Genomic DNA, 13,007 nt, shown 5'->3' with positions numbered 1-13,007 from the left:
GCCCGGGAAGACTTGTGCGGCTGTCGCCGGTCATCCTGACCGTCGTCATCGCCAGCCTGGCATACACCACTCCGCCGGAAATGGCCTTCAGCCGCCTCCTGCCCGCGGCGCCGGCCCTCGCCGCCGCCATGTGGCCGGTGCTCCCCACCGTCCTGCTCGGGACGGTCTGCCTCTTTCTGATGATCGGCCTCAGCCTCGTCTTCCCCGATCTGGGGACGTGGTGGACGGCCGCGGGGATCATCGCGGTCACCGTGGCCGCCGCGTACGGAAGCCACGTCCGGCTCCAGCGGGAGCGCACCCTCTTCCAGGTGCGGCTCGTCGCCGAAGCGGCGCAGCAGGTGGTGCTGAGCCCCATGCCGCGCCGCTTCGGGAGTATCGAGATCGAGTCGCTGTATCTCGCGGCCGCGGCGGAGGCCCGCATCGGCGGGGACTTCTACGAGGTGGTCGACACCCCGTACGGTGTCAGGCTGCTCATCGGTGACGTGCGGGGCAAGGGCCTGCCGGCAGTGGGGGCGGCCGCGGCGATCGTCAACGCCTTCCGGGAGGCGGCCTACGGCGAGACCGACATGGTCGACATCGCACGCCGGCTGGACGCCAGCAGCACCCGCTACAACGCCGCCTTTCCCCCCGAGGGGCCGATGGAGCGCTTCGCCACCGCCCTGCTCGTCGAGATCCCGCACGAGGGCAGACGCATCGACATCCTCAACTGCGGACACCCCCCGCCTCTGCTCCTGAACCGCGGGGAAGTCCGCACCCTGGAGTCGGCCACCCCATCGCCACTGCTCAGCCTCGCCGAGCTGATCGGCGATCACTACACCGTCGACGCCTTCGACTTCGCCCCCGGAGACCTGCTGCTTCTTTACACCGACGGGATCGCGGAGGCCCGCGCCCGCGACGGCGAGTTCTTCCCGCTGGCCACGTGGATGCGTCGACAGCCCCCGACACCGCCCCGCGAACTGCTTTCGGCTCTCCACCGCGACCTCCTGCGCTACAGCAAAGGACGCCTCGACGACGACGTCGCCGCCCTCGCCGTTCGCCTGCGCGAGCGCTGAGGCCGGCGTGGAGCCAAGGCCTCCGAGCGGCTGAGTGTGGGGCCGCGCATCGGCCCGGCCACGCCGGTCAGCGGCAGCCGGCTGTTAGCTTCGGCCACGAGCAGTGGACCGGAACGACAGAAGGACCACCCAGTGGACGTCGCGGCAGGCACGTATCGGGGCGCCGGACAGCGCGCCCACATCGGTTCCTTCGCCTCGGGGGGAGGCCGCGGCATCACCACCGCGGCCGTGGACCCCGTAACGGGGGCCCTCTCCGTGCTGGACGTCATGGACGGCTTCGGGGACGCCTCGTCACTGGCCCTGTCCCCCGACCGGCAGGTGCTCTACGCCGCCGGCGGGACCGACTCCGGGCTGGCGGCCGCATTCCGGGTCACGGCCGACGGTCTCGCTCCCCTCGGGCAGCCCGTCCCCGTCGGCGGCCTCGGTCCCGTCCACCTGAGCGTCGTCGGGGACCGGCTGCTGATCGCGAATTACGCGTCCGGCAGCGTCAGCAGTCTCCGGCTCGCGGGTGACGGCAGTGTGGCGGGCCCCGCCGCCGTCCTCGGCCACCAGGGCGTGGGCCCCGACCGCGAGCGGCAGGCCGGCCCGCATGCCCATCATGTGGCGCCCGATCCGAGCGGCCGCTGGGTACTCAGCGTGGACCTCGGCACCGACTCCGTGCGCGTGTGCGTCATCGGCAAGGACGGCGGGCCCCTCCGCGTACATGCCGAGACGCCGCTGCGTGCCGGGAGCGGTCCCCGGGAGGTGGTCTTCCACCCGTGCGGGGACGTGGCGTACGTGATTCACGAGCTGGAGCCCCAGCTGACGGTTTGCCGATGGAACGCCGACTCCGGGCGCCTGCATCCGACCGGTGAGGTTTCCCTGGGTTCGGCCGGCGCCGGTGCGGACACCAAGGAGCACCCCTCCGTCGCGGTGGTCTCGGGCAACGGCCGCTTCGTCTGGGCGGCGATCCGGGGCAGCAACCTCATCAGCACCCTTTCGCTGTCCGACGGCCCCGAGAAGCCTCGGGTCAGCGATGCCGCGCCCTGCGGTGGCCAATGGCCACGGCACCTGGTAGCCGGTCCGTCGGATCGACAGGTGTACGTGTCCAACGAATGGACGGGTGACGTCACCTGGTTCGACACCGACCCCGAGAGCGGAAGCCTGCGCCTGGCCGGCAGGCTGGAGGTCCCGGCCGCCGCCTGCGTCGTCCTCTCCTGAGCAGGGGGCAAGGGGTCCGCGCATGGCATGCCCCGCACCGCTCGTCATTCGGCCGGGGCGGACTCCGCGCTCAGGCGCCCCAGCAATTCGGCGCGGTGCAGCTCCGCTATCGGCGCGAGGAGGTCGGGATGCCTCAGCAGGGCGGCCGCGCGCCGGTCGCCCTCGGCGGGTTCCGTGAGCCGCGCGAACGCCATCGGAACGGCGCCGCAGTGCACCGTACCGGCCAGGGCAGCTGCCGCGGCCGAGGCGAGGGGCGGTGCACCGAGAAGGCACGCCGCCCAGCTGGCGACGACCTCGTCCACCCAGGAGCGCCACGCGTCCGGCTCGTCCGGCCCCTCCGCCGCACGGACGTCGCCTCCGGTGATCCAGTCGAGCCGGTTCGACCCTCCCGGTCCGGTGAACGCGACCAGCTGCGCATCCAACTCCGTCGGGTACCGCAACCAGGCCGCGATCGTCACGGCCTGCTGCGCCTGCGCCTCGGCCAGGGCGCGTCGAAGCGCACCTGGCCCGGGCGGGTAGGCGCACAGGAGCCACTGCGTCGTCGCCGCTATGAGCGGGGAAAGAGGGTCTGCGGGCACGGCCGGCCGTCCGAGCGGTGAAGGGGCGGAAAGGGACGAATGCACGGTAACGGACGCGCCGGCCGGCGGCCTATGACGTGCACCGCAGCCGGACGGTGACCTTGCCCATAGATGCCGGGACGGCCGGGGACCCCGCATCATCCCGGTGCCCCGAGGCGTCCCGCCCGCCGTCAGGTGAACGACGGGATGATGTCGGAGCCGTACGCGTCGATGGTCGCCTCCCGAGCGTCGTGCATGTCGTAGAGCGCGAACTGGTCGACGCCGAGGTCGCGCAGGGCGCGCAGCTTCTCGATGTGGGCCTCGGGCGGTCCCAGGAGGCAGAAGCGGTCGACGATCTCGTCCGGCACGAAGGCTGTGTCGGGGTTGTCGGCGCGGCCGTGGTGGCTGTAGTCGTAGCCCTGGCGGGCCTTGATGTAGTCCGTCAGTTCGTCCGGGATCACCCCCGAGTGCTCGCCGTAGCGGCCGACCAGGTCGGCCACGTGGTTGCCGACCATCCCGCCGAACCAGCGGCACTGGTCACGGGCGTGCGCGAGGTCCTCGCCCACGTACGCCGGCGCCGCCACGCAGATGGTGATCGCGTCCGGATCGCGTCCGGCCGCAACGGCGGCCTCCCGGACCGACTTGACCATCCACTCGGTGAGGTAGGGGTCCGCGAGCTGGAGGATGAACCCGTCCGCCTTCGTGCCGGCCAGCTCCAGCGCCTTCGGCCCGTACGCGGCCATCCAGACGGGCAGCTTCCCGTCCCGGATCCAGGGGATGCGGACCGGGTTGCCGTCGACGGACGCCTCGCGGCCCTCGGCGAGGTCGCGGATGACGTCGATGGCCTCGCCGAGCCGGGCCAGGGTGTTGGGGGCGCGCCCGGCGACCCGCATCGCCGAGTCCCCGCGCCCGATCCCGCACACGGTGCGGTTGCCGTACATGTCGTTGAGGGTGGCGAAGGTGGAGGCGGTGACCTCCCAGGTGCGGGTGCCCGGGTTGGTGACCATCGGGCCGACGTGCATCTTCTGCGTGTGGGCGAGGATCTGGCTGTAGATGACGAACGGCTCCTGCCACAGTACGGCGGAGTCGAAGGTCCAGCCGTAGCGGAAGCCGTTGCGCTCGGCACGCTTCATGAGGCTGACGACCTGGGAGGCGGGCGGGTCGGTCTGCAGGACGAGGCCGAAGTCCATACGTGCGGCTCCTTACGGGGCTTACAGGTACTGGCAGGTGGAGCGCGGGATGAACACGCCGTGGCCGGGCCGGCCGGTGTACTCGCGCCGGTCGATGACGAGTTCGCCGCGCGAGAGCACGGTGTCGACGCGTCCGGTGATCCGCCTGCCCTCGTACGCCGAGTAGTCCACGTTCATGTGGTGCGTCTCGGCGGAGATGACCTGCTCGGCGTGCGGATCGTAGAGGACGATGTCGGCGTCGGAGCCGGGCGCGATGGTGCCCTTCTGCGGGTAGAGGCCGAACATCCGGGCCGGGGTCGCGCAGGCGATCTCGATCCATCGGCGGCGGCTGATGTGCCCGTCCAGGACGGCCTGGTGCAGGAGGTCCATCCGGTTCTCCACCCCCGGCAGCCCGTTGGGGATCTTGGAGAAGTCGCCGCGGCCGAGCTCCTTCTGGCCGCGGAAGCAGAAGGGGCAGTGGTCGGTGGAGACCACCTGGAGGTCGTTGGTCCGCAGCCCCCGCCACAGCGCCGCCTGGTGCTCCTTGGGGCGCAGCGGGGTGGAGCAGACGTACTTGGCGCCCTGGAAGTCGGGCTCCGCGAGGTTGTCGGTGGACAGGAAGAGGTACTGCGGGCAGGTCTCCCCGAAGACGGGCAGGCCCTTGTCGCGGGCGGCGGCCAGCTCCGCGACCGCCTCCTCGGCCGAGACGTGGACGACGTACAGGGGGGAGCCGGCGACCCGGGCGAGCTGGATGGCGCGGTGGGTGGCCTCGGCCTCCAGGAGCACCTTGCGGACCTCGCCGTGGTGGCGGGGGTCGGTCTCGCCGCGCGCCAGGGCCTGTTCGACGAGGACGTCGATGGCGATGCCGTTCTCGGCGTGCATCATGATCAGCCCGCCGTTGCCGGAGGCCCGCTGCATGGCGCGCAGGATCTGCCCGTCGTCGCTGTAGAAGACGCCCGGGTAGGCCATGAACAGCTTGAAGGAGGTGACCCCTTCCCCGACCAGGAGGTCCATCTCCTTGAGGGTGCCCTCGTTGACGTCCGAGAGGATCATGTGGAAGGCGTAGTCGATGGCGCAGTTGCCGTCGGCCTTGTCGTACCAGGCGTCGAGGCCCTCGCGCAGGGCGCGGCCCACGCTCTGGACGGCGAAGTCGACGATGGTGGTGGTGCCGCCCCAGGCGGCGGCCCGGGTTCCGGTCTCGAAGGTGTCCGAGGCGGAGGTGCCGCCGAAGGGGAGCTCCATGTGGGTGTGCGCGTCGACCCCGCCCGGGATGACGTACTTCCCGCTCGCGTCGATCGTCCGGTCGGCCGTCCAGGCCGCGGCGGCCGCCGAGCCGTGCGCGGCGAGGGCCGCCACGCGGCCGTCCTCGATCAGGACGTCCGCGTGCAGTTCATCGGCGGCCGTGACGACGAGGCCGCCGCTGATCAGGGTGCGGATGCTCATCGGAGTCCCCCTACTGGATGCTGCGGAATGCCTGCTCGAGGATCTCGGCGCCCTCTTCCGCCTCGGCGACGGTGAGGGAGAGCGGCGGCGCGATGCGCAGCACGCTGGTGTTGTGTCCGCCGCCCTTCCCGATCAGCAGGCCGCCCGCACGGGCGGCCTCCTGTACGGCGGTGGCCGCGTCCGGGTCTGCCTGGTCGGTGCCGGGCCTGGTCAGTTCCAGCCCGGCCATCAGGCCGCGTCCGCGTACTTCCCGTACGGCGGGCGAGTGGGCGGCGACGGCGCGCAGCCGCTCCAGGAGGAGGCCGCCGACGCGGCGGGCGTTGCCCTGGAGGTCGTGCTCGAGCAGGTACGTGAGGTTGGCCAGGCCGGCCGCCATGGTGACCGGGGAACCGCCGAAGGTGGAGATGGAGTTGGAGTCGAGGCAGTTCATCACCTCGGCCCGGGCCACGACCCCGCCGATGGACATGCCGTTGCCGATGCCCTTGGCGAAGGTGAGGATGTCCGGCGGGCCGCTCTGGGCGTGGGCCTGCCAGCCCCAGAAGTGTTCGCCGGTGCGTCCCCAGCCGGTCTGCACCTCGTCGCTGATCCACAGGATGCCGTGCCGGTCCAGGACCTCGCGGAAGGCCCCGTACAGGCCGTCGGGCGGGGAGGTGAACCCGCCGACGCCCTGGATCGGCTCGGCGATGAGCGCGGCCACTCCCCCGCGGGCCTGCCCGAGTACGTCCTCGAGGTCGGCGACGGCCGCGGCGGTGAAGGCCGTGTCGTCGAGGTGCGCGAGGGGGCCGCGGGTGCGGACGGCGCCGTGGACGTAGTACGTCTGGAGCGGCGAGAGGCTGGTCGGGGACCAGCCCCGGTTGCCCGTGATGGAGACGGTGGAGAAGGACCGGCCGTGGTAGCTGTTGCGCATCGCCAGGATCTGGTTGGAGCGGCGGTACGTCGTCGCGAGCAGCAGCGCCGTGTCGTTGGCCTCGGTGCCCGAGGTGGTGAAGAAGACCCGGGCCTCGGGGATCCCGGAGAGCGCGGCGACCCGTTCGGCCAGCTCGATCATCGGGCGGTTCAGGTACAGGGTGGAGGAGTGGATGATCCGCCCGGCCTGTTCGGAGACGGCCTTGGTGACCTCGGGCAGCGCGTGGGCGGTCATCGTGGTGAGGATGCCGCCGAAGAAGTCGAGGTAGCGGTTGCCGTCCGCGTCCCAGACGTGGCGGCCCTCGCCGTGGGTGAGCTCGATGGGGCGGTCGTAGTACAGCGCGAGCCAGTCGGGCAGGACGGTGCGGTGGCGGCTGTGCAGGGGCATCGGGTTGGTCACGGCTGTACGAGCCCTCCGTAGGCGTCGGGGCGGCGGTCGCGGTAGAAGGCCCATTGGGTGCGGACCTCGTCGATGAGGCCGAAGTCGAGGTCGCGGACGAGGAGTTCCTCCTGCTTGTCGCTGGCGACCTCGCCGACGAACTGGCCGCGGGGGTCGACGAAGTAGCTGGTGCCGTAGAAGTCGTTGTCGCCGTACTCCTCTTGGCCGACCCGGTTGATGGCGGCGATGAAGTACTCGTTGGCGACGGCGGAGGCCGGCTGTTCCAGCTGCCAGAGGTGCGAGGACAGGCCGCGGTGGGTGGCGGACGGGTTGTAGACCAGCTGGGCGCCGGCCAGGCCCAGTTGGCGCCATCCCTCCGGGAAGTGGCGGTCGTAGCAGATGTACACCCCGACCTTGCCGACGGCGGTGTCGAAGACCGGCCAGCCTAGGTTCCCCGGGCGGAAGTAGTACTTCTCCCAGAACCCCTTGACCTGGGGGATGTGGTGTTTGCGGTACTTGCCGAGGTAGCTTCCGTCGGCGTCGATGACGGCGGCGGTGTTGTAGTAGAAGCCGGCGCGCTCCAGCTCGAAGACCGGTACGACGATGACCATGCCGGTCTCGCGGGCCAGGTCCTGCATGCGGCGGACCGTCGGGCCGTCCGGGACGGCCTCGGCCCAGCGGTAGTGCTCGGGCTCCTGGACCTGGCAGAAGTAGGGGGCGTTGAACACCTCCTGGAAGCCGATGATCCGCGCGCCCTGGGCGGCGGCCCGCCGGGCGTGCTCCTCGTGTTTGGCGATCATCGATTCGGTGTCTCCGGTCCAGGTGGCCTGGACCAGCGCGGCGCGGACGACTTGGGCCATGAGCTGCTCCTCGCGACGGGAACGCCGGGTTCTACGCACGTAGACGGTGTCCGTAGGGAGTAGAACGTAGGCCTCGTCACAGCGTGGGGCAAGACCGCGTTGCGCGGTTGGAGTAGTCGATCAAGTTACGTCGCCCCGCGGTCGATTGCGGTCAGGCGACGGGCGCGTTACGCCGTGCCGACACCCGCCACCCGGAGCGCGTGGACCAGGTCCCGGCGGTGGGTCGCGGATGCCTCCCCGGCCGCCTGGAGCAGCCGCGGGACGAACCACTGCGGGTCCCTGCGGGCGAGCGCGGCGGCCTCCTCCGCGGTGCGGATCCGGACGAAGGCGCCGAGCAGGGCGTCGGCCTCCCGGATCCGGCCGGCCGCGCCGAGGGCGAGCGCGGCCTCGGCGATCTCGGCAGTGGGGCGGGCCACGCCCTGGCGCAGCAGGCGGTCGCAGTCGGCCTCGCGGCCGGACTCGCCGAGGGCGGCCGCGGCCGCGGCGAGCCGCTCGGGCGGCAGCGAGGCCGCCTCCCACAGCAGGGTGGCCCAGTCGGCCGCGAGTCCGGCGCGGGCCAGCTGGTCGGCGAGGCCGGGCAGCCGGTCCGCGGGCCAGGCGGCGATCTCGCAGAGCAGCGCGTGGGCCTCGCCGCCGCGGCCCTGCGCGCGCAGCGCGATCAGTTCGGCGACGACCGCCCGTGCGTTCCCGGCCGGGGGCGCGGCCACGTCGCCGGCCCCGGATGCCGGCTGCTCCCTCGGTACGGGGCCGGGCCCGGTGGCCGGGTGCCGTTCGGCCGGGGCGTCATGTGCCGGCCCGTCTGCGGGGCGGCCGAACCGGGCACCGCGCGGGGCCGGGACCCCGGATTCGAGGTGGCCGGAGCGCGCCCCGCGGGGAGCGGATCCGGAGTGCGGCCCGCCCGGGGCGGGGTCCCCGTCGGGGTAGCCGGGCGGCGGGGTGAAAGCCGCGGGTTCGGGCGCCGCCGAGCCCGCGTACCGGGCACCCCCGGCCCGCCGCCCACGGCGCAGCCACCGCGCCTCGGCCCGTCCGGCCGGCGCCTGGGCCTGCGTGTGCTCCCGCACCGGGTCGTCGGCAGGCGCCGCCACCGGGTCCTCGGCGGGCGGCGCCACCACGGCGTCGGCCGGCGGCCACACCGGGCCCTGGGCATGCGCCTGCGGCCAGGACCGTTCCTGGCCGTTGGCCTGCGGCGGGGCCGGCCGCTGCCGGGGAACGCCCGGGAGCGGCTCCGCGGCCTCCGGCCCGCCGGGCCACACCGCCTCGTCCCGGGCGCGGGACCGCAGGGTGGACAGGCGGGCCGCGAGGTCCTCGTGGCGGGCCGTGGCGCGGGCCGCGTCGTCGTGGGTCCAGGAGAGTTCCCGGGCGAGGGCGTCGGCCTCCGCCGGGTCGGCGGCGCCGCCGAGCCGGGCCGTCATGCTCCGCACGGCCGCCTGGGTGGCGGCCCGCTGCTCGACGGCCGCCGTGTACTGGATCCGGAGCTGCTCCGCGCCGCCCGGCAGCCCGTCCCACGCGGTGACCGCCGCGGCCCGCAGCCGGGCGGCGTACGCGCTCTCCCGCGCCGCGAGCTCCTCGCCGCGCGCCGCCGCCAGATCCCGCAGCAGTGACTCGACCACGTCCCACGGGGGCATCGCGGCCCCGTCGAGACAGGCCCGCACGCCCTCCGGATCTCGGCGCAGGAACTCGCCGTACCAGCCCGTGCCGGGGTCCAGCCGCTCGGTCAACCCCCTCAGATACTCGGCGAATTGACCGATCACCAGCGAAGTCGCGGTCTCCATGACCCGCATTGGACCCCACCCGTGTTACGGGCGGGCTACGGGCACCTCAAAGCTTGACGGCGATCGCGGTGTGCGGCCGCCGCCCCCGCCGCGCCAGCATCGCGGGCACGTCCACCGCCCAGAACTGCCAGGTGTACTTGCGCAGCATGAGCCCGCGCACCCGCTTCAGACCCGCCGCGTCGAGCAGCCGGGCCTCGCCCTCCCGCACGGGCGCCCCTTCCGGCACGCGTCCGCGCACGTCACATGCGGTGACGGTGACCCGCCCGTTGTTGCGTATCCGCTTGACCTTCCACGCGTCGCTGCGCGTCCACACGTACAGCTCCGCGCCGTCGGCCACCGCCCACACCGGCGTCGCCACGGGCGTGCCGTCCTTGCGGAAGGTGGTGAGACTGACGTACCGCGCCCTGCCCAGCTCTTCGAGATCCATGCCGGAACCCTAGTGCTGCGGCCGGACGGCTCGCCCCCGCCGGCGCCGCGGTCATCTGGTGCGCGCGCTCGAGCCGGGTGTGGCCGACGGCGACGCCCGGCCGTCGGGCGCGGCGCAGGCCGCGAGGAGGAGACCTCCCGCGAGGAGCGCGCCGAGGAGTCCGAAACCGAGTCTCTGGGGTGCGTTGGTGGCTGACACGCCCTCACGCTTGCCCCGCGCCCCGGCCGCCCCATCGCCGATTGGGCCGTTCGGCCGCCGGACACTCCCTGGAGGCGGGTGTTCTCAGGCCGGTACGGGCACGGACCCGGGTGCCGGCGCGCAGCGGCGCAGGACCTCGTCCAGGGAGAGCCCGAGGACCTCGGCGAGGGCTGCCACGGTGAAGAAGGCGGGGGTGGGCGCCCGGCCGGTCTCGATCTTGCGGAGGGTCTCGGCCGAGAGCCCGGCCCCCGCCGCGATCTCGACCATGCTGCGCGGACCGCGCGCCTCGCGCAGCAGCGCGCCCAGCCGCTCGCCGCGCTCGCGCTCTTCGGGGGTCAGGGGGGTTCGGACCATGCCCTCATCCTACCCCGCACCCCAATAAGTATCCCGTTACAGTTATACCGGTATAGTTATTGGCATGGTGGAACTGAAGACGGACACACAGATCGACGAGATGCGCGCGGCGGGCCGGGTGGTCGCGCACGCCCTCGCGGCCGTACGGGAGGCCGCGCACGTCGGGGTGAGCCTGCTGGACCTGGACGGGGTGGCCCGCACGGTGCTCGAGGAGGCCGGCGCGACCTCGCCCTTCCTCGGCTACCGGCCGCGGTTCGCGCCCGTGCCCTTCCCCGCCGTGGTGTGCGCCTCGGTCAACGACGCGATCGTGCACGGCATCCCCGACCGGTACCGGCTGCGCGACGGCGACCTGGTCAGCATCGACTGCGGGGCGCAGCTCGGCGGCTGGGCGGGGGACTCCGCCATCAGCTTCACCGTCGGCCGCGCCCGGCCCGAGGACGTGCGGCTGATCGAGACGGCCGAGGCGGCCCTCGCCGCCGGCATCGCGGCGGCCGTACCCGGCAACCGGATCGGCGACATCGCCCACGCGGTGGGCACGGTCGGCCGCGCCGCCGGATACGGCATCCCCGACGGCTTCGGGGGCCACGGCATCGGCCGCCGCATGCACGAGGACCCGGGCGTGCCCAACGAGGGCCCGCCGGGACGCGGCATGAAGCTGCGCCCCGGCATGGTCCTCGCGATCGAGCCGATGCTGACCGCGGGCGGCACCGACGACTACACGTGCGACGGGGACGGCTGGACCCTGCGCACCGCCGACGGCAGCCGCGCCGCGCACGCGGAGCACACGGTCGCGATCACGGCGGACGGCCCGAGGATCCTCACCGCCCCGTAGCGCCTACGGCCTCCCGTGCGGGTGGACCACCATCGCCGACCCGCCGCCCCGGCGGCTCGTCTCGGCCGCCGCCAGCCAGCGCCCGTCCGGCAGCCGCTGCACACCGGTCGCGGCGCCGATCTCCGGGTTCTGCCGGAAGCCCTGGCCGAGCGCTTCCAGCTCCGCCCGCAACGGGCTGTTCCACAGGCCCGGTTCCAGCTCGGTGGTGGTCTGGTTGCGCTGGCTGGCCCGCGGCGCGGCGATCGCGTCGACCAGCGGCAGGCCCCGGTCCAGATGGCCGGTCAGGGTCTGCAGGACGGTGGTGATGATGGTGGCCCCGCCCGGGGACCCCAGCGCGAGCACCGGCCGCCCGTGTTCGAGCACGATCGTCGGTGACATGGAGGACCTCGGCCGCTTGCCGGGACCGGGCAGGTTCGGGTCCGGGACGCCGGGCGCGGCCGGGGCGAAGGAGAAGTCGGTCAGCTCGTTGTTGAGCAGGAAGCCGCGGCCCGGGACGGTGATCGCGCTGCCGCCGGTGGACTCGATGGTCAGGGTGTAGGACACCACGTTGCCCCAGCGGTCGGCGACCGTCAGGTGGGTGGTGTTCTCCCCCTCGTACGTGGTCGGCGCCGCCTGCCCGGTGGTGGCGCAGGGCGCCGGGTTCCGCGGGTCGCCGGGGGCCAGCGGACTGGTGAGCGCCTGGTCGGGCTTGATCAGGCAGGCGCGCGAGTCGGCGAACCGCTGGGAGAGCAGTTCCCTCGTCGGCACGTTCTCGGCGGCCGGGTCGCCGACCCAGCGGCCGCGGTCGGCGAAGGAGATCCGCGAGGCCTCGATGAAGCGGTGCAGGTACTGCGCCTCGGACAGCTTCGAGAGGTCGGTGCGCTCCAGGATGTTCAGCGCCTCGCCGACGGTGGTGCCGCCGGAGGACGAGGGGGCCATGCTGTAGACGTCCAGGCCCCGGTAGCTCACCTGGGTCGGGGCCTGCCGCTTGGTCCCGTACGCGCGCAGGTCGTCGGTGGTGAGGTCGCCGGGCCGGACCTTGCGGGTGGCCGCGGGGTCCACCGGGGGCGTGCGCACGGTGCGCACGATGTCCTCGGCGATCGGGCCCCGGTACAGCGCGCCGGTCCCCTTGCGGGCGAGTTCCGCGTACGTGGCGGCCAGGTCCGGGTTCTTGAAGGTGCTGCCGACCACCGGCAGGGCGCCGCCGGGCAGGAACAGCTCCCGGGTGTCCGGGAAGTCCCGGAACCGGGCCTCGTTGGCCTCGGTCTGGGCGCGGAAGGTGGCGTCGACGGTGAAGCCGTCCCGGGCCAGTTTCTCGGCCGGCTTCAGCAGGTGGCGCAAGGGGCGGGTGCCCCACGCGTCGAGGGCGCTCTTCCAGGTGGCGGGGGTGCCCGGGACGCCGACCCCGAGGCCGCTGGTCTGCCCCTCGGCGAACGGGATGGGCAGGCCGTTCTCCTGGAACAGCGCGGCGGTGGCCGTCGCGGGCGCCGTCTCGCGTCCGTCGACGGTGTGCACGCGGCGGGACGCGGCGTCGTAGTAGACGAAGTAGCCGCCTCCGCCGATGCCCGCCGAGTAGGGCTCGGTGACCCCGAGCGCGGCGGCGGTGGCGACGGCCGCGTCGACCGCGTTGCCGCCCGAGCGCAGCACGGCGATCCCGGCCGCGGAGGCGTCGGCGTCGACACTGGCGACGGCCCCGCCGTAGCCCGCGGCCACGGGCACCTTGGGCGGGGTGGCCGCGTCCGACGGCGGAGCGGCGGCCCCGGTGGACACGAGCGCCCCGGCGAGGGCGACGAGCGCTAACTGACGTGCGGCGGGACCACGCATCCGGTTTCCTCCAGTCGACTGCCTGTCAGGTGGAGCAGCGTAACTTCACGGCACC

Annotated in this window: 12 protein-coding genes; 3 read left to right on the top strand and 9 right to left on the bottom strand. The window is 73.4% G+C overall.

Annotated features, from left to right (window positions below; all coding sequences use genetic code 11):
- Positions 1-14 precede the first annotated feature (14 nt).
- Both ACIPUC_RS16225 and ACIPUC_RS16220 read left to right on the top strand, forming a co-directional pair.
- Positions 15-1,052: a PP2C family protein-serine/threonine phosphatase gene (locus ACIPUC_RS16225; protein WP_446590001.1), complete on the top strand. Its 1,038-nt coding sequence runs from the start codon at positions 15-17 to the stop codon at positions 1,050-1,052.
- A gap of 132 nt (positions 1,053-1,184) precedes the next feature.
- Positions 1,185-2,252 (top strand): lactonase family protein, encoded by a 1,068-nt coding sequence (locus ACIPUC_RS16220; protein WP_446589999.1) that lies wholly within the window; start codon positions 1,185-1,187, stop codon positions 2,250-2,252.
- Positions 2,253-2,296: 44 nt separating this feature from the next.
- On the opposite strand, the gene ACIPUC_RS16215 is transcribed toward ACIPUC_RS16220, so the two are convergent.
- From ACIPUC_RS16215 to ACIPUC_RS16180, 8 genes are all read right to left on the bottom strand, one after another.
- The gene (locus tag ACIPUC_RS16215; protein WP_446589997.1) at positions 2,297-2,830 is read right to left on the bottom strand and encodes a hypothetical protein; all 534 of its coding nucleotides are present in this window, start codon (positions 2,828-2,830) and stop codon (positions 2,297-2,299) included.
- Positions 2,831-3,000: 170 nt separating this feature from the next.
- Positions 3,001-3,999: a TIGR03842 family LLM class F420-dependent oxidoreductase gene (locus ACIPUC_RS16210; RefSeq protein WP_446589996.1), complete on the bottom strand. Its 999-nt coding sequence runs from the start codon at positions 3,997-3,999 to the stop codon at positions 3,001-3,003.
- A gap of 21 nt (positions 4,000-4,020) precedes the next feature.
- Complete coding sequence (gene hydA / locus ACIPUC_RS16205; protein WP_446589994.1) at positions 4,021-5,421, bottom strand: dihydropyrimidinase; 1,401 nt, start codon at positions 5,419-5,421, stop codon at positions 4,021-4,023.
- Positions 5,422-5,431: 10 nt separating this feature from the next.
- Positions 5,432-6,715, bottom strand: coding sequence for an aspartate aminotransferase family protein (locus ACIPUC_RS16200; RefSeq protein WP_446590436.1), 1,284 nt, complete (start codon positions 6,713-6,715; stop codon positions 5,432-5,434).
- Between the two features lie 8 nt (positions 6,716-6,723).
- Entirely contained in the window at positions 6,724-7,566 is an 843-nt protein-coding gene (locus tag ACIPUC_RS16195) for a nitrilase-related carbon-nitrogen hydrolase (RefSeq protein ID WP_446589993.1), read from the bottom strand.
- 167 nt (positions 7,567-7,733) lie between these two features.
- Positions 7,734-9,338 carry a hypothetical protein gene (locus tag ACIPUC_RS16190; RefSeq protein ID WP_446589991.1) on the bottom strand — a complete coding sequence of 535 codons (1,605 nt, stop codon included), beginning with the start codon at positions 9,336-9,338 and terminating at the stop codon, positions 7,734-7,736.
- A gap of 46 nt (positions 9,339-9,384) precedes the next feature.
- Complete coding sequence (locus ACIPUC_RS16185; RefSeq protein WP_446589990.1) at positions 9,385-9,765, bottom strand: PPOX class F420-dependent oxidoreductase; 381 nt, start codon at positions 9,763-9,765, stop codon at positions 9,385-9,387.
- Positions 9,766-10,047: 282 nt separating this feature from the next.
- Positions 10,048-10,317, bottom strand: a complete 270-nt coding sequence (locus ACIPUC_RS16180) for a helix-turn-helix domain-containing protein (protein WP_446589989.1) — start codon at positions 10,315-10,317, stop codon at positions 10,048-10,050.
- Positions 10,318-10,381: 64 nt separating this feature from the next.
- Between ACIPUC_RS16180 and map the strand changes: the two genes are divergently transcribed.
- Entirely contained in the window at positions 10,382-11,149 is a 768-nt protein-coding gene (gene map / locus ACIPUC_RS16175; protein ID WP_446589987.1) for a type I methionyl aminopeptidase, read from the top strand.
- A gap of 3 nt (positions 11,150-11,152) precedes the next feature.
- On the opposite strand, the gene ggt is transcribed toward map, so the two are convergent.
- Complete coding sequence (gene ggt, locus ACIPUC_RS16170; protein ID WP_446589986.1) at positions 11,153-12,952, bottom strand: gamma-glutamyltransferase; 1,800 nt, start codon at positions 12,950-12,952, stop codon at positions 11,153-11,155.
- Positions 12,953-13,007 lie beyond the last annotated feature (55 nt).

It is taken from the genome of Streptomyces sp. LARHCF249 (genome assembly GCF_052871255.1).
This window is presented reverse-complemented; position numbering and strand designations above follow the sequence as displayed.

Coding starts and splice junctions, on each gene's coding strand:
- map (WP_446589987.1), top strand. CDS start 10,382: ATGGTGGAACTGAAGACGGACACACAGATCGACGAGATGCGCGCGGCG.
- ACIPUC_RS16190 (WP_446589991.1), bottom strand. CDS start 9,338: ATGGAGACCGCGACTTCGCTGGTGATCGGTCAATTCGCCGAGTATCTG.
- ACIPUC_RS16185 (WP_446589990.1), bottom strand. CDS start 9,765: ATGGATCTCGAAGAGCTGGGCAGGGCGCGGTACGTCAGTCTCACCACC.
- ACIPUC_RS16195 (WP_446589993.1), bottom strand. CDS start 7,566: ATGGCCCAAGTCGTCCGCGCCGCGCTGGTCCAGGCCACCTGGACCGGA.
- ACIPUC_RS16200 (WP_446590436.1), bottom strand. CDS start 6,715: ATGCCCCTGCACAGCCGCCACCGCACCGTCCTGCCCGACTGGCTCGCG.
- ggt (WP_446589986.1), bottom strand. CDS start 12,952: ATGCGTGGTCCCGCCGCACGTCAGTTAGCGCTCGTCGCCCTCGCCGGG.
- ACIPUC_RS16210 (WP_446589996.1), bottom strand. CDS start 3,999: ATGGACTTCGGCCTCGTCCTGCAGACCGACCCGCCCGCCTCCCAGGTC.
- ACIPUC_RS16180 (WP_446589989.1), bottom strand. CDS start 10,317: ATGGTCCGAACCCCCCTGACCCCCGAAGAGCGCGAGCGCGGCGAGCGG.
- hydA (WP_446589994.1), bottom strand. CDS start 5,421: ATGAGCATCCGCACCCTGATCAGCGGCGGCCTCGTCGTCACGGCCGCC.